This window comes from Pseudomonas sp. FA-1, assembly GCF_056856075.1.
The window spans coordinates 17,294-39,896 of sequence record NZ_JBWXTH010000014.1 but is presented as its reverse complement, the minus strand read 5'-3'; the positions used below and the strand labels follow the sequence as shown (position 1 = coordinate 39,896).

The 22,603-nt window shown below is 64.2% G+C and carries 22 protein-coding genes and 1 pseudogene; 12 read left to right on the top strand and 11 right to left on the bottom strand.

What is annotated here, in order from left to right; all coding sequences use genetic code 11:
* Nucleotides 1-144 precede the first annotated feature (144 nt).
* The gene (locus AC1MHZ_RS21460) at nucleotides 145-756 is read right to left on the bottom strand and encodes a LysE family translocator (RefSeq protein WP_084856932.1); all 612 of its coding nucleotides are present in this window, start codon (nucleotides 754-756) and stop codon (nucleotides 145-147) included.
* Nucleotides 757-859: 103 nt separating this feature from the next.
* Here AC1MHZ_RS21460 and AC1MHZ_RS21455 point away from each other — a divergent pair, with 103 nt between their 5' ends.
* Nucleotides 860-1,849, top strand: a complete 990-nt coding sequence (locus AC1MHZ_RS21455) for a GlxA family transcriptional regulator (RefSeq protein ID WP_324812069.1) — start codon at nucleotides 860-862, stop codon at nucleotides 1,847-1,849.
* Nucleotides 1,850-1,918: 69 nt separating this feature from the next.
* Here the strand turns inward: AC1MHZ_RS21455 and AC1MHZ_RS21450 are convergent, their stop codons facing one another.
* On the bottom strand, nucleotides 1,919-2,779 hold the full coding sequence (locus AC1MHZ_RS21450; protein WP_084856936.1) for a CAP domain-containing protein: 861 nt from the start codon (nucleotides 2,777-2,779) through the stop codon (nucleotides 1,919-1,921).
* Nucleotides 2,780-3,010: 231 nt separating this feature from the next.
* On the opposite strand from AC1MHZ_RS21450, the gene AC1MHZ_RS21445 reads away from it, so the two are divergent.
* On the top strand, nucleotides 3,011-3,415 hold the full coding sequence (locus tag AC1MHZ_RS21445) for a hypothetical protein (RefSeq protein ID WP_084856938.1): 405 nt from the start codon (nucleotides 3,011-3,013) through the stop codon (nucleotides 3,413-3,415).
* 3 nt (nucleotides 3,416-3,418) lie between these two features.
* Here AC1MHZ_RS21445 and AC1MHZ_RS21440 read toward each other — a convergent pair whose 3' ends face one another.
* The gene (locus AC1MHZ_RS21440) at nucleotides 3,419-4,036 is read right to left on the bottom strand and encodes a LysE family transporter (RefSeq protein ID WP_084856940.1); all 618 of its coding nucleotides are present in this window, start codon (nucleotides 4,034-4,036) and stop codon (nucleotides 3,419-3,421) included.
* A gap of 151 nt (nucleotides 4,037-4,187) precedes the next feature.
* On the opposite strand from AC1MHZ_RS21440, the gene AC1MHZ_RS21435 reads away from it, so the two are divergent.
* From AC1MHZ_RS21435 to AC1MHZ_RS21420, 4 genes are all read left to right on the top strand, one after another.
* Complete coding sequence (locus AC1MHZ_RS21435) at nucleotides 4,188-4,409, top strand: MbtH family protein (RefSeq protein WP_196166767.1); 222 nt, start codon at nucleotides 4,188-4,190, stop codon at nucleotides 4,407-4,409.
* Between the two features lie 10 nt (nucleotides 4,410-4,419).
* Nucleotides 4,420-5,139, top strand: a complete 720-nt coding sequence (locus AC1MHZ_RS21430; RefSeq protein WP_324812057.1) for a thioesterase II family protein — start codon at nucleotides 4,420-4,422, stop codon at nucleotides 5,137-5,139.
* 84 nt (nucleotides 5,140-5,223) lie between these two features.
* Nucleotides 5,224-5,775: a hydrolase gene (locus AC1MHZ_RS21425; protein WP_084856946.1), complete on the top strand. Its 552-nt coding sequence runs from the start codon at nucleotides 5,224-5,226 to the stop codon at nucleotides 5,773-5,775.
* A 5-nt stretch (nucleotides 5,776-5,780) separates the two neighbouring features.
* Nucleotides 5,781-6,863: a DUF1615 domain-containing protein gene (locus AC1MHZ_RS21420; protein ID WP_084856947.1), complete on the top strand. Its 1,083-nt coding sequence runs from the start codon at nucleotides 5,781-5,783 to the stop codon at nucleotides 6,861-6,863.
* A gap of 109 nt (nucleotides 6,864-6,972) precedes the next feature.
* Here the strand turns inward: AC1MHZ_RS21420 and AC1MHZ_RS21415 are convergent, their stop codons facing one another.
* The 4 genes and pseudogenes from AC1MHZ_RS21415 to AC1MHZ_RS21400 form a co-directional block, all read right to left on the bottom strand.
* Complete coding sequence (locus AC1MHZ_RS21415) at nucleotides 6,973-7,824, bottom strand: ABC transporter permease (RefSeq protein ID WP_084856949.1); 852 nt, start codon at nucleotides 7,822-7,824, stop codon at nucleotides 6,973-6,975.
* On the bottom strand, nucleotides 7,821-8,834 hold the full coding sequence (locus AC1MHZ_RS21410; protein ID WP_084856951.1) for an ABC transporter substrate-binding protein: 1,014 nt from the start codon (nucleotides 8,832-8,834) through the stop codon (nucleotides 7,821-7,823). Before AC1MHZ_RS21410 ends, AC1MHZ_RS21415 begins: the two co-directional genes overlap by 4 nt.
* Nucleotides 8,835-9,098: 264 nt before the next feature.
* Nucleotides 9,099-9,854, bottom strand: a complete 756-nt coding sequence (locus tag AC1MHZ_RS21405; RefSeq protein ID WP_416768064.1) for a methyl-accepting chemotaxis protein — start codon at nucleotides 9,852-9,854, stop codon at nucleotides 9,099-9,101.
* Between the two features lie 102 nt (nucleotides 9,855-9,956).
* Nucleotides 9,957-10,922, bottom strand: a pseudogene (locus AC1MHZ_RS21400) (methyl-accepting chemotaxis protein); the annotation flags it as partial.
* A 629-nt stretch (nucleotides 10,923-11,551) separates the two neighbouring features.
* Between AC1MHZ_RS21400 and AC1MHZ_RS21395 the strand changes: the two are divergent.
* Nucleotides 11,552-12,871 carry a Na+/H+ antiporter family protein gene (locus tag AC1MHZ_RS21395; RefSeq protein WP_084856955.1) on the top strand — a complete coding sequence of 440 codons (1,320 nt, stop codon included), beginning with the start codon at nucleotides 11,552-11,554 and terminating at the stop codon, nucleotides 12,869-12,871.
* Nucleotides 12,872-12,974: 103 nt separating this feature from the next.
* Here the strand turns inward: AC1MHZ_RS21395 and AC1MHZ_RS21390 are convergent, their stop codons facing one another.
* Nucleotides 12,975-13,982: a FecR family protein gene (locus tag AC1MHZ_RS21390; RefSeq protein WP_482966896.1), complete on the bottom strand. Its 1,008-nt coding sequence runs from the start codon at nucleotides 13,980-13,982 to the stop codon at nucleotides 12,975-12,977.
* Between the two features lie 223 nt (nucleotides 13,983-14,205).
* On the opposite strand from AC1MHZ_RS21390, the gene AC1MHZ_RS21385 reads away from it, so the two are divergent.
* The 4 genes from AC1MHZ_RS21385 to AC1MHZ_RS21370 all read left to right on the top strand — a co-directional run bounded on the left by AC1MHZ_RS21385 (nucleotide 14,206) and on the right by AC1MHZ_RS21370 (nucleotide 18,296).
* Nucleotides 14,206-14,679 carry a MarR family winged helix-turn-helix transcriptional regulator gene (locus AC1MHZ_RS21385; protein ID WP_084856959.1) on the top strand — a complete coding sequence of 158 codons (474 nt, stop codon included), beginning with the start codon at nucleotides 14,206-14,208 and terminating at the stop codon, nucleotides 14,677-14,679.
* Nucleotides 14,680-14,709: 30 nt separating this feature from the next.
* Nucleotides 14,710-15,903 (top strand): HlyD/EmrA/EmrK family protein, encoded by a 1,194-nt coding sequence (locus AC1MHZ_RS21380; protein WP_084856961.1) that lies wholly within the window; start codon nucleotides 14,710-14,712, stop codon nucleotides 15,901-15,903.
* Complete coding sequence (locus AC1MHZ_RS21375) at nucleotides 15,900-17,435, top strand: DHA2 family efflux MFS transporter permease subunit (RefSeq protein WP_084856963.1); 1,536 nt, start codon at nucleotides 15,900-15,902, stop codon at nucleotides 17,433-17,435. The genes AC1MHZ_RS21380 and AC1MHZ_RS21375 overlap by 4 nt, the downstream gene beginning before the upstream one ends.
* Nucleotides 17,436-17,549: 114 nt before the next feature.
* A complete protein-coding gene (locus AC1MHZ_RS21370; RefSeq protein WP_482966895.1) occupies nucleotides 17,550-18,296 on the top strand; it encodes an SDR family oxidoreductase in 747 nt (248 codons plus the stop codon).
* Between the two features lie 30 nt (nucleotides 18,297-18,326).
* On the opposite strand, the gene mapR is transcribed toward AC1MHZ_RS21370, so the two are convergent.
* The 3 genes from mapR to AC1MHZ_RS21355 all read right to left on the bottom strand — a co-directional run bounded on the left by mapR (nucleotide 18,327) and on the right by AC1MHZ_RS21355 (nucleotide 21,541).
* On the bottom strand, nucleotides 18,327-19,736 hold the full coding sequence (gene mapR / locus AC1MHZ_RS21365; protein ID WP_324814629.1) for a GntR family transcriptional regulator MpaR: 1,410 nt from the start codon (nucleotides 19,734-19,736) through the stop codon (nucleotides 18,327-18,329).
* A 38-nt stretch (nucleotides 19,737-19,774) separates the two neighbouring features.
* Nucleotides 19,775-21,181 carry a cytochrome c oxidase accessory protein CcoG gene (gene ccoG / locus AC1MHZ_RS21360; RefSeq protein WP_368829594.1) on the bottom strand — a complete coding sequence of 469 codons (1,407 nt, stop codon included), beginning with the start codon at nucleotides 21,179-21,181 and terminating at the stop codon, nucleotides 19,775-19,777.
* 120 nt (nucleotides 21,182-21,301) lie between these two features.
* Entirely contained in the window at nucleotides 21,302-21,541 is a 240-nt protein-coding gene (locus tag AC1MHZ_RS21355) for a DUF3203 family protein (RefSeq protein ID WP_084856971.1), read from the bottom strand.
* 161 nt (nucleotides 21,542-21,702) lie between these two features.
* Between AC1MHZ_RS21355 and AC1MHZ_RS21350 the strand changes: the two genes are divergently transcribed.
* Nucleotides 21,703-22,227 (top strand): MgtC/SapB family protein, encoded by a 525-nt coding sequence (locus AC1MHZ_RS21350; RefSeq protein WP_324814621.1) that lies wholly within the window; start codon nucleotides 21,703-21,705, stop codon nucleotides 22,225-22,227.
* The last annotated feature ends 376 nt before the right edge of the window (nucleotides 22,228-22,603 follow it).

Sequence of the window (22,603 nt, the reverse complement as noted above, 5' to 3'; positions counted from 1 at the left end):
CGGTTGGAGGTCAACCGCGTAGAAGACGAGTGTCGGCCGCATGCCCTACCAACGATACAGCCATTAGCTGACATTCTTGGGCTACTTGGCTGAAAGCCCTGTAGCTCAAAACCGATAATGGGCTGCCCTGCGTGCCGTTCGGCGTCAGCGCCCCAACGGCAAGGCCACGCCGATCAATGCGAACAATGTCCCGCAGCAGCGGTTGAAGCCGCGCCCGCCCTTGGTCAGCCAGGGGCGTACGCCCAGGGCCAGGCGCGCCAGCAGGTACTCGACGAGAAACTCCACGCTGACGAACGTTGCGGCCATGATCAAGAACTGAATCGCCAGCCCGCGTTGCGGGTCGATGAATTGCGGCAGGAAGGCGCCGTAGAACAGCAGTACCTTGGGGTTGGCCACGGCGCAGAGGAAACCCTGGCGGAACAAGCCACCATTGCCCACGCGTGGGCTGCCTACGGCCAGTTCCAGACGCATGGCCGGGCTGCGCCAGAGTTGGATGCCCAGCCATAGCAGATAGGCCCCGCCAACCCACTTGAGCACCTGCAGCAACGAGGCCGAGGTGTGCAGCAAGGCGCTCAGGCCGAACATGGCCAGGGCGATCAGGGCGCTGAAGCCGAACACGCCACCTACGATGGTGAACAACGTGCGGCGGGCGCCATAGAGCGCGCCATGGGTCAGGGCCAGCAGGCTGTTCGGACCGGGGGTCAACGACAGGCCTATGCTGGCCAGCAGATAGAGAAGCCAGGTATCCAATGCCATGAGCAGCGCCTTAGGGTAGGGACGGGCGCCAGTCTAGAGCACGAAGCGTCGTTTGAAGGGTAATATTCGGACATTCCATGGTGTTTTCTGGACGTGTTTTTCAATGACACCCGATATCCGACTGTTGATCCTTCCCCTGCCGGAATTCGCCTTGCTGCCGTTCGGCGCCTTCCTCGACAAGTTGCGTTTCAGCGCCGACGATGAGGATTACAGCCGCCAGCGTTATTGCAGTTGGGCATTGTTGGGCCTGGACGCGCAGCCCGTGTCCTCAAGCAGCGGTGCAGTGGTACAGGTGGACGTGATCGCGCAGCAGGTGGCGTTCAAGGGCTACGATTACCTGGTGCTGTTCGGCGGGCGCAGTGCCGCTGCAACGGCTGCCCTGGCGCCGTCTTACCGGGCACTGCTCAAACGTGCTGTGCGAGCTGGAGTGAAGCTGGTTTGCGTCGATAACGCAGCGTTTCTCCTGGCCGCCTGCGGCCTGCTCGATGGCCACAAAGTCGTGGTGCATTGGCGGCACGAAGCTGAATTTCGCGCAGCGTTCCCTCACCTGCAGGTGCAACGCGAACAGCTGTACTGTTTCGATGGTGCACGTATCAGCTGTGCCGGCGGGACCGCAGCCATCGACCTGGCCGTGGAGCTGCTGTCACGGGCCTGCGGGCGAGCCCGTGCACTCAAGGGCCTGGCTGACATGCTGGTGGACGAGACCCGAGACAGCCGTCATGCCTTGCGTTCGCTGGACGCCGGGGCAGGGCAGCAGGGGCGTCAGGTCCAGCGTGCCACTGCGCTGATGCGCCATCACTTGGGCGCCTCGCTGTCGATCGAGCAATTGGCGGCCGAGCTTGGCATCAGCCGCCGCCAGTTAGACCGCCAGTTCCAGGCCAGCCACGGGATGAGCGCCAAGGCCTGGTGGCAGGAGCTGCGCCTGCAGCAGGCGCGCTGGCGATTGATCAACACAAGCCACAGCCTGGCGCAGATTGCCGATGAGGTGGGGTTGGGAGATGCCAGCTACCTGGGCAAGTGCGTACGGCGACGGTTTGGTTGTACAGCGTTGGCGTTGCGGCAGGGGTTGCCGCGGCAGCCGCGGGGGCGGTGAGATCGAGCGCAGCGCTCGATGCGCCGCGCGGGCGGCGCGCGCTCACAGGCCTCATCATGCCCGCAAAAGTCATTGCGGCGAGGCGAACACGCCTGTCCAGTAGATCCCGGCGTCGCTCTTCGGGTCCACGGCATAGGCGGCGCCGAGCTCGCGAAATTCAGGGTTCATCAGGATGGCGCAATGGCCGGGGCTTGCCAGCCAGCCGTCCACGACCTTGCGTGGCGTGTCGCGCCCGGCGGCAATGGTTTCGCCGATTTGCTGGTACAGGTAGCCGGCAAGCTCTGCGCGATCACCTGGGGTGCGCCCGTCGCGGTCCAGGTGGTCGAAGAAGTTCTGGTTGGCCATCGCTCGGGTATGGTTGGCGGCAACTCCAGCCAAGGTGGCGTTCCAGCCCAACGCCGGCGCCGCTGCGAAGGGTTGGCCGCCACACTGGCGCGGTACCTTGCGTGCGGCATTGATTTCCTGCAACAGTTTCTGCCCTTCGGCCTGCCAGTCGCCCAGGCGCCCGCTGAGCAACGGGCGGGCGAGGACGATACGCCAGTCACGGCCCTCCTGGCTGACCCCGATATCGACGAACTGCGGGTCGAGCACCACCTGGCAGAAGCTTTCCTCGATGGCACGCATTGCGGCCTGGGCATCGCGTGGGCCGGACAGGCTGATGGCTTGTACGTTGACCATCGGATAGGCGGCGCGGGTCATGGCCTGCTGCAGGTCGCGGGTGCCTTCTGGCGACAAGGCCAGGCGGGTGTCGCTGTTGAGAGGGGGCAACTCCAGCGAAGCCTCCCCGCCGCAACGCTGGGCCTGGCTGCGGTAGGCGTTGATCGACTCGATCAGTTGCCCCTCTTCGCCACTGAAGGCCAGGGCATTGGCGCACGCCACCAGGCCCAGCGACAGGACGGCAAGACGGGCAACGGATGACAGGACGCGCATGAAGATCTCCCTATGAACTGGCAGCGCCTAGGTTGCGCTGCTCATCCTACACAAGCGCAGGGCTTTTGGCCCTGCCTTGTGCACTGCGAATAACGGCCGGCAATCGATTGCAACTCGGCAAAAGAGGGGGTAGACCACCGCTTGCCGGAAAAGTGCGGCACGTCATTGGCGTTTTCATCCAGGCGATCCCTGCCTCATGAACTTGGACAGGGAAAGATCTATGCTTGCTCCATGACCAGCACCCAGTTACCCCTTCGCCAACCCTGTCCGCCGGGCGCCTGCAATTGTGGGCGCGAGCGGCTGCACGAAGGGCCGCCTCAGGCGCAACGTATCCTGTTGCTGACCCGCCAGGAGGAAAAACGCCTGCTCGAGCGCCTGGAAAACCTCAAGGACCTGGAAGACCTGCAGCGCCTGCAGGTGCGCCTGTACGAGCAACTGGGCATCCGGGTGCGTATCGCGCCGGGCTACAACGAAGTGCGCACCATGCGCGGCATCGTCATCGAACTGGACGAACAACCGGGGCTGTGCCGCAAGACGCGCCAGTCGATCCCCGCCGCGATCCGTCGTGGGCTGGAGCGTAACCCGCAGGTTGCCTTCCGCCTGCTCGATGCCCACGACCTGTTGCGTGACGCTTGAACCTCAGCGCATCGCCGCCAGCTTGATGCCGAACCCCACCAGGCAGGCGCCTGCCAGGCGCTCGAGGAGGTTGCTGATGCGTGGGTTGGCACGCATGCGCTCGGCCAGGTGATGGGTCAGCACCACCGCAACCAAACCATAGAGAAAAGTCAGTGCCGCCACGGTGACCGCCATGAAAGCGAAGGTGACCACGCCCTGGTGATGCACCGGGTCCACGAACAACGGAAAGAACGCCATGTAGAACATGATCGCCTTGGGGTTGAGCAAGGTGATCATCATGGTCTGGCGCAGGTAATGCCCATTGGCCATGCGGCTTTCCCGCGGGGCTGCGCCAGGCTTGCTCAACACCATGCGCAGGCCGAGCCAGGCCAGGTAGGCCGCCCCCACCCACTGCACCACGTGGAAAGCGGCGGGGTAGGCGGCCAGCAGCGTGGCGACCCCGGCCACCGCCAGCCACATCAGCACCTGATCGCCCAGGATCACCCCACAGGTGGCGGCCAGGCCAGCCTTGATACCGCCTTTGCCGGTGGCCGTGATCAGGGCGAAGTTGCCGGGCCCCGGAATGGCCAGCAGGATGAGGAAGGCAACGACGAATGCGCCGTAGTCGGTTACGCCGAGCATGAGAAAACGCTCCATTAAGGGAAGCTCGATCTATGCCACCATCGGCGCCGCTTGCAAAGGCAGGCGATTAATTTTTCCCGCTCGCCCTTCGTTTGATGGAGAGCCGCCTTGCGCACCGCGCATCGGCCTTCAACATTCAAGGAGACAGGCAATGACGTCCGTATTCGACCGCGACGATATCGTGTTCCAGGTAGTGGTCAACCACGAAGAGCAATATTCCATCTGGCCGGACTACAAGGCCATCCCCAACGGCTGGCGCGCGGTGGGCAAGAGCGGTTTCAAGCAGGAGTGCCTGGCCTATATCGATGAAGTCTGGACCGACATGCGTCCGCTGAGCCTGCGTCAGAAGATGGCGCAGACCCAGGCGCAATGAGGCGTTGCCGGTGACCGAGGTGAACCTGTTGTGCCTGCCTTATTCCGGCGCCAGCGCCATGGTCTACAGCCGCTGGCGCCGCAAGGTGCCGGCCTGGTTGCGAGTATGCCCGGTGGAGCTGCCCGGGCGTGGTGCGCGCCTGGGCGAGCCGCTGCAGACCGACATGCAGGCCCTGGCCCGGCAACTGGCCACCGAACAGCGCCTGCAGGCCAACGCGCCTTATGCCTTGCTCGGCCATAGCCTGGGGGCGTTGCTGGCCTTCGAGCTCGCCCATGAACTGCAGGCCGTGGGTTGCCCGCCGCCGCTGGCGCTGTTCGCCTGTGGCACCGCGGCGCCGACTCGCCGGGAAGACTACGAGGCCGGCCACTGGCGCGAGCCCAGGCCTGATCACGCTCTGATCGCAGAACTGCGTGACTTGCAGGGTACCCCGGAGGAAGTGCTGGCCAACCAGGAGCTGATGAGCCTGACCTTGCCGGTCCTGCGCGCCGACTTCCTGCTATGTGGCCGATATACCTACCGCCACCGCCCCTTGCTACGCTGCCCGCTGCATGTGCTCGGTGGCGAGGACGACCGGGCCAGCCAGGAACAATTGCTGGCCTGGCGCCAGGAGACGGTGGGCGACTTTTCCCTGGAGGTATTCCCCGGCGGGCATTTCTTCATCCACGAGCATGAAGACCGTGTTCTGGCCGTGCTGGCCAACGCCCTCGGCGCCTATCGGCGTTGCGCATGATTGACGCCACCCCCTCGCCTCGGCCAGCCTAGTAGCCTTCGTGGCCTACGGCAGGCCGCTACGTTCCCAGGCAAGGGGCAGTCAATGCTGATCGATTCTCACAAGGCCACGCTGCTGGTCGTCGATATCCAGGAAAAACTCATAGGTGCCATGAGCGACCCGGAGGGCACGCGGGCGCGGGCCCGTTGGTTGCTGGCCGCGACCGCCGAACTGGAAGTGCCCACGGTGATTTCCGAGCAGTATCCCAAGGGCCTGGGGCATACCCTGGCCGAGCTGCTGGCAGCAGCGCCGGCCGCCGAAGTGGTGCAGAAACAGCATTTTTCCTGCGTGGCCGCGCAGTGTTTGCCGGCGAGCCTGATGGCGCGCGAGCAGGTGATTGTCTGTGGCATGGAAACGCACGTCTGTGTGTTGCAGACCGTGCTCGGCCTGTTGGCCCTGGGCAAGCAGGTGTTCGTGGTCGAGGATGCCTGCGACAGCCGCAGCCCGGCCAGCAAGGCGGCGGGCCTGGCACGCATGCGCGATGCCGGGGCCCAGGTGGTCACCCGTGAGATGGTGCTGTTCGAATGGATGGGCAGCGCCGCCCATCCATTGTTCCGCCATATCAGCAAGACTTATCTGGTGGGCGAGCAGCCTTGAAGAAAATGATCGACCGGCGGCTGGTGGCTTGCGGGCTGGCCATCCTCGTACTGATGCAAGGCTGTGCCACCCCACCGCGAGCGCCTGAGGCCGACCCGGCCAAGGTCCAGGCCCAGGTCAAGCGCCTGCTGCCGGCCTCGACCCGGGACCGGGACGGTTGGGCTCAGGACATCCAGGTCGCCTTCGCTGCCCAGCGTATCGCTCCCAGTAAGAGCAACCTATGCGCCGTGCTGGCCGTCACCGAGCAGGAGTCGACCTTCAATGCAGACCCGCAGGTGCCGAACCTGGGCCGCATCGCCCGGGAGGAAATCGACCGCCGTGCCGCGCGCCTGCACATCCCCAGGTTGCTGGTCGATGGCGCGCTGAAGACCCCATCGCCCAATGGTCAAACCTACCAGCAACGGTTGCTCGCGGTACGCAGCGAGAAGCAACTGAGCGGCCTGTTCGACGATTTCATCGCCGGCCTGCCCTTGGGAAGAACCCTGCTCGGTGGGCTTAACCCGGTGCGCACCGGAGGGCCGATGCAGGTGAGCATCGACTTCGCCGAGCGCAACGCAAGGGATTACCCCTACAGCCACTCGGGGACGATCCGCCAGGAAGTGTTCACCCGCCGTGGTGGGATGTACTTCGGTATTGCCCACCTGCTGGGCTACCCCAGTCATTACCAGCGTCAGCTGTATCGCTTCGCCGATTTCAATGCCGGCTGGTACGCCAGCCGCAATGCCGCGTTCCAGGCAGCCCTGAGCCGTGCGACCGGGGAGCGGCTGGCGCTCGACGGCGACCTGATAGCGCCGGGTTCGATCATGCCTGGCAGTACCGAACGGGCCGCCCGCAAGCTCGGGGTCAAGCTTGGTTTGCGCAATACGCAGATCCGCAACCAGCTGGAGAAGGGCGACAGCCTCGCGTTCGAGGACACCGAGCTGTATGAGGGTGTGTTCGCCCTCGCCGATGCTGCGGCTGGTAAACCTATGCCGCGAGCGGTGTTGCCGGGGATCGAGCTCAAGAGCCCGAAGATCACCCGCAAGCTGACCACTGCATGGTTTGCCGGCAGGGTGGACGAGCGTTACCAACGCTGCATGAAACGTTGATAAGGCTTTGCGGGAGCTGCGGTGGTATGGCAAGGGCTTCGCCCTTGATCGCGGGACAAGCCCGCTCCTACAGGTCAGTGTGATGCTGCCTTTGTGTGGCGACGAGGGTTCATGAACGCCCCGGCTGGCCATACGCCTGGCTGATCCGGTCGATGACCATCGCTAGCGCGACGATCGCCAGCCCGGCTTCGACCCCTTGGCCGACATTGAGCGTCTGGATGCCGGCCAGCACATCTTCGCCCAGCCCCCGTGCCCCGATCATCGAGGCCACCACCACCATCGACAACGCCATCATCACCGACTGGTTCAACCCGGCCATGATGCTCGGCAACGCCAGGGGTAGGGCGATGCGCCGCAACCGCTGCCAACGATTGGCGCCCAAGCCATGGGCGGCCTGCAGCAACGAGGGGTCGATCTGTGCCAGGCCCAATTGGGTCAGGCGTACCAAGGGCGGGAGGGCATAAACCAGAGTGGCGAACACGGCGGGCACCTTGCCCAGGCCGAACAGCATCAGCACCGGGATCAGGTAGACGAATGCCGGCAAGGTCTGCATCACGTCCAGCACCGGCAACAGCAGGCGCCGGGCTAGCGGCCGGGTCGCCAGTACGATCCCCAGCGGCACGCCCACCAACACACACAGGCCCGTGCTGACCAGTACCAGGGCCAGTGTCTGCAGCAGTTTGTCCCAGAGCCCAAGCATACCGATCAGCGCCAGCAAGGCGCACAGCACCACCGCTCGCAGCAGGCTACGGCTGGCATGCCAGGCGAGCAGCCCTACTACCAGCAGTAACAGCCACCATGGCAGCAGGCGCAAGCCGTTTTCCAGGCTTACCAGGACCTGCAGCAGCTGGTCCGAGACATGACGCAGCTGGTTGCCGTAGTGCAGCACCAGCCAATCGACCAGGCGGTTGACCCATGCGGCGAAAGAGAATTGCAGTGCCTCGGGAAAGCCTGCGCTCACAACGCCCCCTCGACCTTGGCGGCGGCCTCGGCAGGCAACCAGGCCTTCCACACCGCCGGGTTGTCGCGCAGGAACGCCCGGGCCGCATCACGCGGTGGCTGTCGGGTTTCGCTCATTCGTGCCAGGGCTTTGTTCAGTCGGTCGATCGGCAGGTCGACCTTTTCGAATACCGCGACCAGGTCCGGGTATTGCTGGCGGAAGGGCGCCGACACGCCGATCGACAGCTTGGCCGGCAATGAGCGGCTGCCCTTGGGCGCCGGGTGCTTGGCATCGGTCAGGGTGGCCCAGGCAGCTGCGTCGAAAGGTGGCTCCTCCAGGCGCACCAGATCGTAGCGCCCCATCAGCGGCGTCGGGCTCCAGTAATAGAAAAGCACCGGCTGGCCGCGCCGGATCGCCGAGCCGATCTCCGCATCCAGGGCTGCGCCCGAGCCGCTGCGGAAATTGTTGTAGAGGGTGTCGAGGCCATAGGCCTTGAGCTTCTGGCTGTTGACCGTCTCGGATGTCCAGCCGCTGGGGCTGTTGAGGAAGCGGCCTTTGTCCGGCGCCTCTGGGTCGCGAAATACCTGAGGATAGCGCTTGAGATCATCGACGGTGCGCAGGTCGGGGGCCAGCGGCGCGAGCTTGCGTGCGGGGTCGCCCTTGATCACGTAGGCCGGCACCCACCAGCCTTCCTCGGCGTTCTTTACCGTATCGCCGAGCGCGAATACCTGGCCGGCCTGCTCGGCCTTGACCCAGGCGGGGCTGCGCCCGGCCCATTCTTCGGCGATCACCTGCAGGTCGTTGCGTGCCAGGGCCACCTCCATGCTGACAGTGCTACCCGGCAAGGTGTCGGTGGGGTAGCCGTAACCGTGCTCGACGATCAGCCGCAGGATCTCGGTGGTCAACGCACCGCTTTCCCAGCCGATGGCGCCGAAGTGGATGGGCGCGCGTTCGTCGGCTGCGGCACTGTCGGTGCTGGCCAGGCCGACGGCAAGGAGCAGGCCGGCCAGCAGCGTGGAAATCTTCTTCATCTGTGCCTCTCGGTCGCCAGTCTCGGGGTTCGGGCAAGTGTAGACGACGCAGGTTCGTCACCCTGGTTGGGCACGGCGGGAACGGCTTCAGGCTGCGGCAATGCCTGTGCCGGTGGGAATAATTGCGGCCCGATTGGCGAGCTCGCCTACTGGGAGGAGGGCGGTTCCACCCGGCGCGCGGTGCGTTGTAAAAGGAGAGGGCGCTTTGCGCCCCGATTGCAGACAGGTCCGGCCGCCGCTTCTACAGGCGGCCGGTTATGGCACTCAGACGCGGAACTGGTCCATCAGCCCTTGCTGCTGGTTGGCCAGGTCGTTCAGCGACTGGCTGACCCGTGCCGACTCATTGGCCTGCCCGGACAGCGACTCGGTGACATCGCGAATGGTCGCCACATTGTGGTTGATCTCCTCGGCCACTGCGCTCTGCTCTTCGGCGGCCGAGGCGATCTGCAGGTTCATGTCGGTGATCACCGTCACCGCCTGGCCGATGCGTTGCAGTGCGGTCACCGCTTGGCCGACTTGCTCGACGCCACCCTGGGCCTGGCGGTGGCTGTTGTCCATGGCGCCGACCACTTCCTGGGTGCCGGCCTGCAGCGCCTCGATCACTTGGCGGGTTTCTTCCACCGACTCCTGGGTACGCCGGGCCAGGTTGCGTACTTCGTCGGCGACCACTGCGAAGCCGCGCCCGGCCTCGCCGGCCCGGGCGGCCTCGATGGCGGCATTGAGGGCCAGCAGGTTGGTCTGTTCGGCAATCGAGCGAATCACCTCCAGCACCGAGCCGATCTTCTCGCTGTTCTGGGCCAGGCCTTCGACCTGGGCCATGGCGCCGCTCATGTCGGCCGCCAGCGCATCGATGCTGTGGGTGGTGCGGTCGATCACCGCCAGGCCTTCACGGGTGGCCTGGTCGGCCTCGCGAGCGGCCTGGGCGGCTTGCGCAGCGCTGCGGGCCACGTCCTGGGCAGTGGCACTCATCTCATGGGAGGCGGTAGCCACCTGGTCGACCTGACGGTACTGCTGCTCCATCCCGGCGCTGGTCTGGGCGGCAATGGCTGCCGACTGGTCCGCCGTACCGCGTGCGGCATGTACCGAACGTTTGACCTCGGCGATGGTCGGCTGCAGCTTGTCGAGGAAGCGGTTGAACCAGCCGGCCAGCTCACCCAGTTCGTCGCGCTTGTCGTAGGCCAGGCGACGGGTCAGGTCGCCTTCGCCGCTGGCGATGTCCTTGAGCATGGCCGCAACACCAAGAATCGGTCGGGTGACACCGCTGGCCATCAGCCACACCAGCAACAGCCCTGCGATCGCGACAGCCAGGCCAAGGCCGAGCTCGAGCAAGGTGCCGCTGGTATTGAGGGCGTCGAGCTCCTGCTTGAGCGCTTCGGCCGGGCCGGTCAGGGCGCTTTGCGGGACATCGAGCAGCACGCCCCAGGGCTTGCCGCCCGGGATCGGCTCGAAGGCGGCCAGCACCTTCAGGCGTTGTTCATGGCGCACGACCTGCAGCTTGCCGTCCGGCAGCTTGCGCACCAGTTCTGCACCCTGGGCCGGGTCGACCTGGTCGAAGCGCTGGGCCAGCTTGCCAGCATCGGCGCTGTAGCCCGCCAGAAGGCCTGCGGGACTGAGGATACCGACCGTGGTACGGCCTTCGTAGAGGCTTCGGCTGGCGCGTTCGCTCAGGGCCTGGAGGCTGTTGAGGTTGATATCGATGGAGAGGGTGGCGATGACTTTGTCCGCCACGATCAATGGGAACACGATGCTGGTCATCAGCACCTGGTGGCCATCGATGGTATAGAAGTAGGGCTCGCTCACGCACACTTTGCGCGTGCTGCGCGGGCATACCCACCAAGTGTTGGCCGGCTCGCCGCTGGGGCCGATCTCGGTGTTGGCCATGTCCTGTTCCGGCAATGCCATGGCCGTCAGCTGGCCGGCGCGTGGCTGCGACCAGTACAAGGCAAAACGCCCGGTTTCGTTGCTGCCCAGCTCGGCCTGGCCGTTGAACAGGCTGTCCTTGCCATCCAGCGCATCAGGCTCGAAGACCAACGACAGGCCGAGCAGCTCGGGGTTGGCCTGCAGTGCCGAGCGCACCTGCCGGGTCATGTCCTCGCGCAGGTCATAGGCATCGAGAAAACGCTTTTCGGCCTGTTCGCGCAGGAACAACACTTGGCGGGCGAAACCGGCGCCGTACTGGTACGCATCCATGAACTGGCGGCGGATATCCAGGGCCTGCACCTCGCCCTGGGACTCGATGCGGGCCTGGGCCGACTCGGTGAGCATCTGCATGCTGCTGGCCTTGACCAAGTCCGAACTGTGATCCATGCGGTACAACGAAAGACCGATCAGCACCGTGACGATGGTCGCCAGGCACAGGCCGGCCAACAGGGTGATCTTCCACTGGATGGAAAGTTGACGCAAAGGCATTTGGGGATCCCTTGTAAAGAGGTCTTGGCCAGTGCCAGTCGGTCTAGTCGCGGCTGATTGGCAGCAGGGCCTGGGGCTGCCCTTTATGTCGGCGAGCCGGTCCTTTTCTTTATCCATGCGTTCAATAAAAAAACCTACTTTCAGGCACTTCTGACACGAGTCACGGCCTTGACGGCTTTGACAAGCGCCCAGGTGTGCTTCAGAGTGTGCGCCCTTCATAACAACATCCCCTGGCCCGGCCACTGCCCGCATGCAGCCTGTCGCCGGCGCACTCGCTTTTCGTCTGTCGTAACGAGGTAAACCACACCATGAATGCAGTCATTGCCGCGGTTGGCGTCATGCTGGTATTGAGCCTGTCCCGCGTGCATGTGGTCATCGCCCTGATCGTCGGCGCCCTGACCGGTGGCCTGGTCGGCGGCCTGGGCACCGAAGGCACGCTCAAGGCCTTCAACAGTGGCTTGGGCGGTGGTGCCACGGTGGCGCTGTCCTACGCGCTGCTCGGCGCTTTTGCCGTCGCCATTGCCAAATCCGGCCTGGCCCATGCCTTGGCCGACCGCGCCTTGGCGATGGTCGACCGGCAGGGGCATGCCAACAAGGGTGCGCTCAAGTGGGTGCTGGTCGGGCTGATGCTGGTGGTGGCTGTCTGCTCGCAGAACATCCTGCCTATCCATATCGCCTTCATTCCTCTGTTGGTACCGCCGCTGCTGTACGTGCTGACCCGGCTGCGCATCGACCGGCGGCTGATCGCCTGCGTGATCACCTTCGGCTTGATCACCCCGTACATGTTCCTGCCGGTGGGCTTTGGCAACATCTTCCTCAACGAGATCCTGCTGGCCAACGTCGCCCGTGCCGGCGTGGATGTCAGTGGCGTCAACGTCACCCATGCCATGGCCATTCCGGCCGCGGGCATGCTCGCCGGGCTGTTGCTGGCCGTGTTCGTCAGCTACCGCAAGAAGCGCGACTACGACCTGGACCGCATCGAACAGGTCGAGCAGGTCAGCGTCCGCTACAACCCCCTGACCCTGCTGGTAGCCGGCGCCGCGATTGCCGCAGCGTTCATCATCCAGTTGTGGCTGGACTCGATGATCATCGGTGCCATGGTCGGCTTTCTGATCTTCTCGCTGTCGGGCATCGTGCGCTGGAAGGACACCGACGACCTGTTCACCGAAGGCATGAAGATGATGGCCATGATCGGCTTCATCATGATCGCCGCGTCCGGGTTTGCCGAAGTGATGAAGGCCACCGGTGAAGTGAACGGTCTGGTCGAGGCTTCGGCACAGTGGATCGACCACAGCAAGGGCGTCGGTGCCTTGCTCATGCTGCTGGTGGGGCTGCTGGTGACCATGGGCATCGGCTCGTCGTTCTCCACCGTGCCGATCCTGGCGGCGATCTTCGTGCCGCTGTGCGTGCAATTGGGCTTCGACCCGCTGGCCACTGTGTGCATCGTGGGCACCGCCGGGGCGCTGGGCGACGCCGGGTCGCCTGCATCGGATTCCACCCTCGGCCCGACTTCAGGGCTGAACGTGGATGGCCAGCATCACCATATCTGGGACACCGTGGTGCCGACCTTCATTCACTACAACCTGCCGCTGCTTGCGTTTGGCTGGGTGGCGGCGATGGTACTTTGAGCGGAGGCAGGGCTCGAGCGGGTTGGTAGCTGTGAAATAGAGCGCCGCCTGTGCGGCGCTCTATTTCAAAGGCGCCGAAGCTGTTGCGGCGAACGCTTCAGGCTCACCCTCGGCTGGCCGGTGGGGAGATGCGATTGAGCACGGTGCTGCCGTCCTGGCTACGCGTCAAGTAGACCGGTAGCACCTTCGGCAGGTTATCCACCAGGCGCTCCACCTCGTCGATGCTGTACACCCCGCTGACGCGGATCTTGCCCGTGCTCTCGTCAGCCAGGCGCAAGGGCTTGTCCAGGTAGCGGTTGATCACTGGCAGGGCCTGGGCCAGGGTGAGGTTGTCCAGGATCAGTTTGCCGCTGCGCCAGGCCAGGCTGTTGCCGGAATCGTCGGTTTGCGCCAGCACCGGCTCGAAGTCACCGGTGCGGTAGCTGGCCTGCATGCCAGGGCCAAGGCGGTAGCCGTCATCGGCGCCATGGCTGGTGACCAGCACCGAGCCTTCCACCAGTGTCACCTTGACCTGGTCTTCATGCTTCCAGACATTGAATTGGGTCCCGGTGACCCGGGTTTGGCCGCTGCCTGCCCGGACGATGAACGGGTGGCGGCTGTCGTGCTTGACCTTGAAGAACGCCTCGCCCTTGACCAAGGTGACCTGGCGCCGGTCCTTGTAATTCAGGTAGCGCAACTCGGTGTGCAGGTTGAGCTCGACCACGCTGCCGTCGCTCAGGGTCACCTGCTGCACCTTGCCGTCGCTTTCGACGTGCTGGTAGCGGTTGGGCAGCCAGCCTTGTTCCCAGCCGACCCAGCCAGCCAGGGGCAGGGCGAGCAGGAGCACTGCTGCAGCCGAAGCCAGCGGGCGCCAGGTGTGTTGGCGCGTTACGGGCCGTGCGCGTGGGTTGAAGTCCACCACTGTAGCGGTAGGGGGCAAGCGTTCGGCGGTATGCCAGATCTCCAGCATCGCTTGATACTCCTCCTGGTGCCGTGGGTCGGCCGCCAGCCAGCGCTGGAATGCCTCGCGCTCGGCTGCCGTGCAGTCGTCGGCATGCAGCCGCATGCACCAGTGGGCGGCCGCGTCGGCGAGGGCATCGTCTGGGGTGGGGGTCAAGCGATCGTGGTTCATTGCGGCTCCCGGTTTTGCGCATTCTACCCTCGACCGGGGAGTGTCGAGAACCAAGATAATGGCGAACGACTATCAGATGCCTGTTTTTTTCATCGCGATTCCGGCGGATCCAGGCGATCTGATAGAGCGTCTTGCCGAACTTTTACATAGCAGGCTAATCAAGGCTTTGACATTCACTGCCTAGGCAGTAATATTTCTACACATATTGCCCCGGGCCTTCGTCATGTCTCATTTCTCGCCGGAAAACTTCCAGACCTGCGCCATCGGCATGCTCTTGGGGCGTGCCGCGTTGCTCAAGGACCGCATCCTCGATTGGCACCTGGAAGCAGACGGCGTCACTGCCGCGCAGTTCAAGGTGCTGATCATCGTCACCCAGTACGACGTGGATACCCCAGCCGAACTGTGCCGCTACCTCGGCCTGGACAGCGGCTCGATGACTCGCATGCTCGATCGCCTCGAGCAGAAGGGCCTCATCCTGCGCAACCGTTGCCCCGAGGATCGCCGCCAGGTTCGCCTGGCGTTGACCGAGGATGGCCAGCGCCTGGCCGATCGGCTGCCGGAGATCGGTGCTGCGGCAATGAATGAGCTGGTCGGCGCCTTGCAGCCCGAGGAGCTCAAGACCCTCGAGGGTCTGCTGGCCAAGGTGCTGCTGAGCGCCGGCGACCCCCTGACGATTCGCCGTTTCGGCAATCGTTGATCTTCCCACGACTCTTTCCAAGGTATTGTCATGGCCACTTCCGCTGACACTCCCACCCCAGCACCTGCGCCGGACAACACGCGCACGCGCAAGGCCTGGCTGCTGGGCTTGCTGCTGGTGCTGATCCTGGCAGGCGCCGCCACCTGGGCCTGGTATGCCCTGGTCGGGCGCTGGCACGAAAGCACCGATGACGCCTACGTCAACGGCAACGTGGTGGAAATCACACCGCTGGTGACCGGTACCGTCACCAGCATCGGTGCCGACGATGGCGATCTGGTGCGCGAAGGTCAGGTGCTGTTGCGTTTCGACCCCGCCGACAGCGAGGTGGCCTTGCAGGCCGCCGAAGCCAGACTGGCACGCACCGTGCGCCAGGTGCGCGGGCTGTACAGCAATGTCGATGCCCTCAAGGCCCAGTTGCAGACGCGCCAGGCCGAGTTGCAGAAGGCCCAGGACAACTACCGGCGGCGCAAGGTGCTGGCCGACAGCGGGGCGATCGCAGCCGAGGAAATATCCCATGCCCGCGATGACCTGAGCGTTGCCCAGAGCGCCCTGAACAGCGCCCGCCAGCAGCTCAATACCAGCACTGCGCTGGTCGACGACACCGTGGTGTCGTCGCACCCTGAAGTCATGGCCGCCGCCGCCGACCTGCGCCAGGCCTACCTTGACCATGCCCGTACCACGCTGGTGGCACCGGTTACCGGCTACGTGGCCAAACGTACCGTGCAATTGGGCCAGCGCCTGCAACCGGGTGTGGCGACCATGGCGGTGATTCCCCTGGACCAGGTCTGGATCGACGCCAACTTCAAGGAAACCCAACTGCGCGATATGCGCATCGGCCAGCCGGTGGAGATTTCCGCCGACCTGTACGGCAGCGACGTGAAGTACAGTGGCACGGTCGATAGCCTTGGTGCCGGTACCGGCAGCGCCTTCGCGCTGTTGCCGGCACAGAATGCCACCGGTAACTGGATCAAGATCGTCCAGCGGGTACCGGTGCGTATCCACATCAACCCCGAGCAGCTCAAGCAACACCCGCTGCGTATCGGCCTGTCCACGGTGGTGGAGGTCGACCTGCACGATCAGAGTGGCCCGGCATTGGCCCAGCAACCTCCGCAGCAGGCCAGCTATGCCACCCAGGTGTATGACCGCCAGCTGGCCGAAGCCGATGAGCTGATCGCCCGGCTGATCCACGAGAACAGCGCCAGCGGCAAGACGGCCCAGCGATGAGCAACAACGCGCCCGCGCAGTTCACCCCGCCGAGTCTGCTGCTGACCACCATTGGCCTATCGTTGGCCACCTTCATGCAGGTGCTCGACACCACCATCGCCAACGTGGCCCTGCCGACCATCTCCGGCAACCTCGGCGTGAGCTATGAGCAGGGCACCTGGGTGATCACCTCGTTCGCCGTGAGCAACGCTATCGCCTTGCCGCTGACCGGCTGGTTGAGCCGGCGCTTCGGCGAAGTGAAGCTGTTCATCTGGGCCACCTTGTTGTTCGTGCTGGCTTCGTTCCTGTGCGGGATCGCCCAGTCGATGCCGGAGCTGGTGGCTTTTCGCGTGCTCCAGGGCGTGGTCGCGGGGCCGCTGTACCCCATGACCCAGACCTTGCTGATCGCCGTGTACCCACCCGCCAAGCGAGGCATGGCGCTGGCCTTGCTGGCCATGGTCACGGTAGTGGCGCCGATTGCCGGGCCGATTCTCGGCGGCTGGATCACCGACAGCTACAGCTGGCCGTGGATCTTCTTCATCAACGTGCCCATCGGCCTGTTCGCCGCCGCCGTGGTGCGCCAGCAGATGCGTACACGGCCGGTCACCACCAGCCGCCAGCCTATGGACTACATCGGCCTGCTGACGTTGATCATCGGTGTCGGGGCGTTGCAGGTGGTACTGGACAAGGGCAACGACCTGGACTGGTTCGAGTCGTCGTTCATCGTCGTGGGCAGCCTGGTCTCGGTGGTATTCCTGGCGATCTTCGTGATCTGGGAGCTGACCGACCGCCATCCGGTGGTCAACTTGCGGCTGTTCGTGCACCGCAACTTCCGCGTGGGCACCTTGGTGATGGTCGGTGGCTACGCCGGCTTCTTCGGCATCAACCTGATCCTGCCGCAATGGTTGCAGACGCAGATGGGCTATACCGCCACCTGGGCGGGCCTTGCGGTGGCGCCGATCGGCCTGTTGCCGGTGGTCCTGTCGCCCTTCGTGGGCAAGTACGCGCATCGGGTGGATCTGCGCCTGCTGGCGGGCCTGGCCTTCCTGGCGATCGGTGCCAGCTGCTACATGCGCGCAGGCTTCACCAACGAGGTGGACTTCCAGCACGTGGCGCTGGTGCAGCTGTTCATGGGCATTGGCGTGGCGCTGTTCTTCATGCCGACCTTGAGCATCCTGCTGTCGGACCTGCCCCCACATCAGATCGCCGACGGCTCGGGCCTCGCGACGTTCCTGCGCACCCTGGGCGGTAGCTTCGCCGCATCGCTGACCACCTGGATATGGATCCGCCGCGCCGAGCAACACCATGCCTACCTGAGCGAGCACATCAGCGAGTACGATCCGGCGACCCAGCATGCCCTGGGGCAGCTGGGCGGGGCCAACCCACAGAGCTATGCGCAACTGGAGCGCATCCTCAACGGCCAGGCCTACATGATGTCGACGGTGGACTATTTCACCTTGATGACCTGGGTGTTCGCCGGCCTGATCCTGCTGGTGTGGCTGGCGCGACCGCCGTTCACCGCCAAGGCGGCGCCGGCTTCGGCTGGGCATTGATAGCTGTGTGAAGCCTGTGGGAGCCGCTTTCGCCCTGCGCCCTTCGAGGGCATTCACAAGCATCGCCTTTTCCCCTATTGTCGGGAATCCATTCCCAGAGCAATTGGCGGATTCATGGAGAAGGTCATCGTCATCACCGGTGCCAGCCGTGGCATCGGCGCTGCCACGGCGCTGCTGGCGGCACAACAGGGCTACCGCATCTGCATCAACTACCACGCCGACGACCAGGCCGCTGAACAGGTATTGGCCCAGGTGCGCGCGTTGGGCGCCACGGCCATCGCCATGCGTGCCGATGCCAGTGTCGAGGATGAAGTGTCCCAGCTGTTCCACCGCGTCGACCAGGAGCTTGGCCCGGTTACCGCGCTGGTCAACAACGCCGGGACCATTGGCCAGCAGAGCCGGGTCGAGGAAATGTCCGAATTCCGCCTGCTCAAGGTGATGAAGACCAACGTGGTCGGGCCGATGCTGTGTGCCAAGCACGCCTTGCTGCGCATGGCCCGTCGTCATGGCGGGCAGGGCGGGGCGATCGTCAACGTGTCGTCGGTGGCGGCACGGCTTGGCTCGCCCAATGAGTACGTCGACTATGCCGCCTCCAAGGGCGCGCTGGATACCTTCACACTGGGGCTCGCCAAGGAAGTAGCAGGCGAGGGCGTGCGGGTCAACGGCGTACGCCCCGGCTACATCCACACCGGCTTTCATGCCCTGAGCGGTGACCCGGACCGTGTGGCCAAGCTTGAGCCTGGCCTGCCGATGGGGCGAGGCGGGCGGCCTGAAGAGGTGGCCGAGGCGATCATGTGGCTGCTGTCGGACAAGGCATCCTATTCGACAGGCAGCTTCATCGATCTGGGGGGCGGGCGCTAGGCCGCTTCCCGTAGCCGGCATGCAGGTCTGTCAGAATGACCTGACGATCTTCCCCAACGTCTCCATGGCCTGTTCCGCGGTGTCGTGCCAAGGGCTGCCGTAGTTCAGGCGAATGCAATTGCCAAAGCGTCGGGTCGGCGAGAAGATCGGCCCCGGTGCGATGCTGATGCCTTGGGCCAGGGCCAGGTGGAACAGCTTGAGGGCGTCCATCTGTTCGGGCAGTTCCAGCCACAGGAAATATCCACCGGTGGGGTGGCTGACCCGGGTCTGGGCCGGAAAGTGCCGGGCGATTGCGCCGAGCATGCTCAGTTGCTGGCCCTCCAGGGCGTAGCGCAGTTTGCGCAGATGCCGGTCGTAGCCGCCGTGCTGCAGATAGTCGGCAATGGCCGCCTGGGCCGGCATCGAGGCGCACAATGAGGTCATCAGCTTGAGCCGTTCGATCTTCTGGGCGAAACGCCCGGCCGCCACCCAGCCGATGCGGTAGCCGGGGGCCAGGCTCTTGGAGAACGAACTGCAATGCATCACCAGGCCATCGGTATCGAATGCTTTGGCCGGCTTGGGCGCTTGCTGCGAATAATAGAGTTCCGCGTAGACATCGTCTTCGATCAGCGGCACCTGGTGGCGGCGCAACAGTTCGACCAGTTCCTGTTTCTTCGCCTCCGGCATGCTGGCACCTACCGGGTTCTGGAAATTCGTCATGCACCACACGGCCTTGATCGGGTGTTTCTCCAGGGTCTGGGCCAACGCTCCCAGGTCCATGCCTTCGCGTGGATGGACCGGAACTTCCACGGCCTTAAGTTTGAGCCGTTCCAGTACCTGAAGGCAGGCATAGAAAGCTGGTGCCTCGATGGCCACCAGGTCGCCGGGCTGGGTGACCGCCTGCAGGCACAGGTTCAGGGCTTCCAGCGCGCCATTGGTGATCAGCAGCTCCTCCATCGGCAACATCAGGCCTGTGACCATGTAGCGCAGGGCGATTTGCCGCCGTAGCTGTGGATTGCCCGGCGACAGGTCGGTGACCACCATCTGCGGGTCCATGGCGCGGCTGGCACTGGCCAGTGAGCGCGACAGACGTTGCAGCGGAAACAGTTCCGGGCTGGGGAAGGCCGAGCCGAACGGCACGGTGTGCGGGTCCTTGATCGAGTCGAGGATGGAAAACACCAAGGCACTGACATCCACGTCGGTGGACTCACTGACCGGTGCCTGGGCGAGAGGTTCACTGAACTGGCGTGGCGCGTGGGCATTGACGAAATAGCCCGAGCGCGGCCGGGCCCGGATCAGGCCGCGACGCTCGAGCAGGTAGTAGGCTTGGAACACCGTGGACGGGCTGACCCCATGGGTCTGGCTCGCGTAGCGCACCGAGGGCACGCGCTGGCCAGGGGCGAGCACCCCGGAGCGGATCAGTTCGGCAATGTCGTCGGCGAATCGTTCGTAGCGTTTCATCGTGGCTCGGCAGGCAGGTGACACATCAGTGTAAGGGATCAGCGGTTCAGTGGTGCGACGAAGCGGCTACGGGCCTGGCTGCAGGTCGATGGCGCGCCCAGTGCGCAGACTTCGAAGATCAGTTCCTGGGTACTGTCGGCCGGGCGCTCGGCGAGCAGGGCGACCGACACCGGCAACTCATTCATTTCGCCGGCGGGGATGGCGAATACAGTCTTGGCGTTCAACTCCAAGCCTTCGGCCTCCACCAGGCGCAGGTGATACTGTTGCGGCTGTTGGGTCTTGTTGATGATCTTGAGCAGGTAGATGTTCTCGATCTGGCCCTGGGCGTTCTCGCGGAACAGGCTGCGGTCCTTGATCACATCCAGCGACACCATCGGGCGCATGTCCAAGGCCACGCTGAGGGCGCCGACCATCAGCAGCAGGGCGCCGGCGTAGCCGAGCAGGCGTGGGCGCAGCCAGTGGGTTTTGCCACCGTGCAGGTTGTGTTCGGACTTGTAGCCGATCAGGCCGCGGGCGTAGCCCATCTTGTCCATCACGCCGTCGCAGGCATCGATGCAGGCGGCGCAACCGATGCAGGCCATCTGCAGTCCATCACGGATATCGATGCCGGTGGGGCAGACTTGCACACACAAGGTGCAGTCGATGCAGTCGCCCAGGCCCTGGACCTGCGGGTCGCTGCCTTTTTTGCGCGGGCCACGGGCTTCGCCACGGCGCGGGTCGTAGGCCACCGCCAGGGTGTCCTTGTCGAACATCACGCTCTGGAAGCGCGCATAAGGGCACATGTGCAGGCATACGGCCTCGCGCAACCAACCGGCATTGAGGTAGGTGGCGATGGTGAAGAAGACGACCCAGAACAGTGGTACGCCGCCCAGCTGCAAGGTGAACAGGTCGATGGCCAGAGCGCGGATCGGGGTGAAGTAGCCGACGAAGGTCAGGCCGGTGACCACGCCAATGGCCAACCACAGGCCATGCTTGAGGCCACGGCGTGCGACTTTCTCGAGGCTCCAGGGGGCTGCGGCAAGCTTGATACGCTGGTTGCGATCACCTTCGCTGACCTTTTCGCACCACATGAACAACCACGTCCAGACGCTTTGCGGGCAGCTGTAGCCGCACCATACGCGGCCGGCGAATACGGTGATGGCGAACAGGCCGAAAGCGCAGATGATCAGCAGCGCCGACAGCAGGATGAAGTCCTGCGGCCAGAAGGTCGCGCCGAAGATATGGAACTTGCTCTCGGACAGGTCCCAGAGCACTGCCTGGCGACCGTTCCAGTTCAGCCAGGCGGTGCCGAAGAACAACACGAACAGCGCACCGGCAAAGCCGATGCGCAGGTTACGGTACAGGCCGGTGAAACTGCGGGTGTGGATGCCGCTGTCATCCAGGGCCTTGCGCTTTTGTACCGGCGCGGCAACCTCGATGACCTGGCTGGGGATTTTATCGCTCATGGCGCGGTGCTCGTCTGGTTCGATCAGGCCCGTTCACTATGAGGCGTGGTCTGTTTTCAGCACAGACTCAGGTGGCGCGATAAAAACCGTATCAGATGGTCGTGGATTGTCGCGCAGCCCTTAGATCACGGAGCCTGGCGCGCTGGCCTTCAGATGCCTGCGACTATCTAGCGCACCGGCCACGGTGAGCGCGTCGGCTTCGGTCTCGGTAATGGGGACGCGTTGGCCGGCAAGCAGCGCCACGGACATGCGCAGCTGTTCATCGGTGACGATCTCGATGTCCGGGCCTTCGGCCTCAAGGCGCAGGTCCTCGCCGATCAGCGTGCAGCGACGGGTGGTTTCATCGATTTCAACGGGCATGGCGAATTCCTCCTGTGACAGTCATCGGTTGTGACCGCACCAGGTTCGCGGTTGCTGCATCGTTCCGCTCGGCGGGGCCGATCGCACTCCGGGCAGGCGCAACGGTCAACCTACAGGGGAACGGTGCATAAAAGGGTGATGCACAACCTGGGAGGCACAGCATGGATCCTTGGTGGTACACGATATGGCAGGCGATACAGGCTGAATTCGCCGACATCACCGATGTGCGCGAGGTCACCCAAGTCCTCGTGCGCCTGATCATGGCGGCGCTTCTGGGCGCGGTGCTGGGTTTCGAGCGCGAGCACAAGGGCAAATCGGCGGGCGTGCGCACGCATATGCTGGTATCCCTGGGCGCGGCGCTGTTCGTACTGGCGCCGAGCATGGCCGGCGCGAACGAACAGGCATTGAGCCGAGTGATCCAGGGCATTGTCGCGGGCATCGGCTTTCTCGGTGCCGGTACCATTCTCAAGGGAAACGGCACGGACACCAGCCATGTGAAAGGCCTGACCACCGCCGCTGGGCTGTGGATGACCGCCGCCATCGGTACCGCCGCCGGGATGGGCCGCGAAGCCACGGCGGTGATCAGCACGGTATTGGCGCTGTTGGTGCTGGGCAGCATGCCGGTGCTGGTGGAGAAGATCGAGGGCGAGGAGGAGAAGCTGGAAGGGGATGACAGGAAGCACTGAGGGGAGCCGAAGCTCCCCTCATAAGCGTTGTTGCGTGCTCTTTTTTTATTATTGGAGACTGGCCTGTTGTTGTTTTTGTCAGCCTTTGCCTCTGTACCGCGGGTGGCCCCCATTCGGGGCACAAGAGCAAACGTATTTTTTTGAGCGCCGACCTGCCTTCATCATTGCTGATCCGAACCTGGCTGCCGCTACCTGAAGGTAGTTTTATTGTTCTGTGCCAGACCGCGGGGCGAACCCCTGAAAAGCGTGTTTACTCCAAAAAAATCTGCTTGCTACGCCTCTGCCGTGTTGTTCTTGTTATGTCAGAGCCGTTACCTGTTGTTTTTATTGGGTATCGCGTTTTTGTTCTTGTTATGCCAGAGACAAAGCAGGTGCC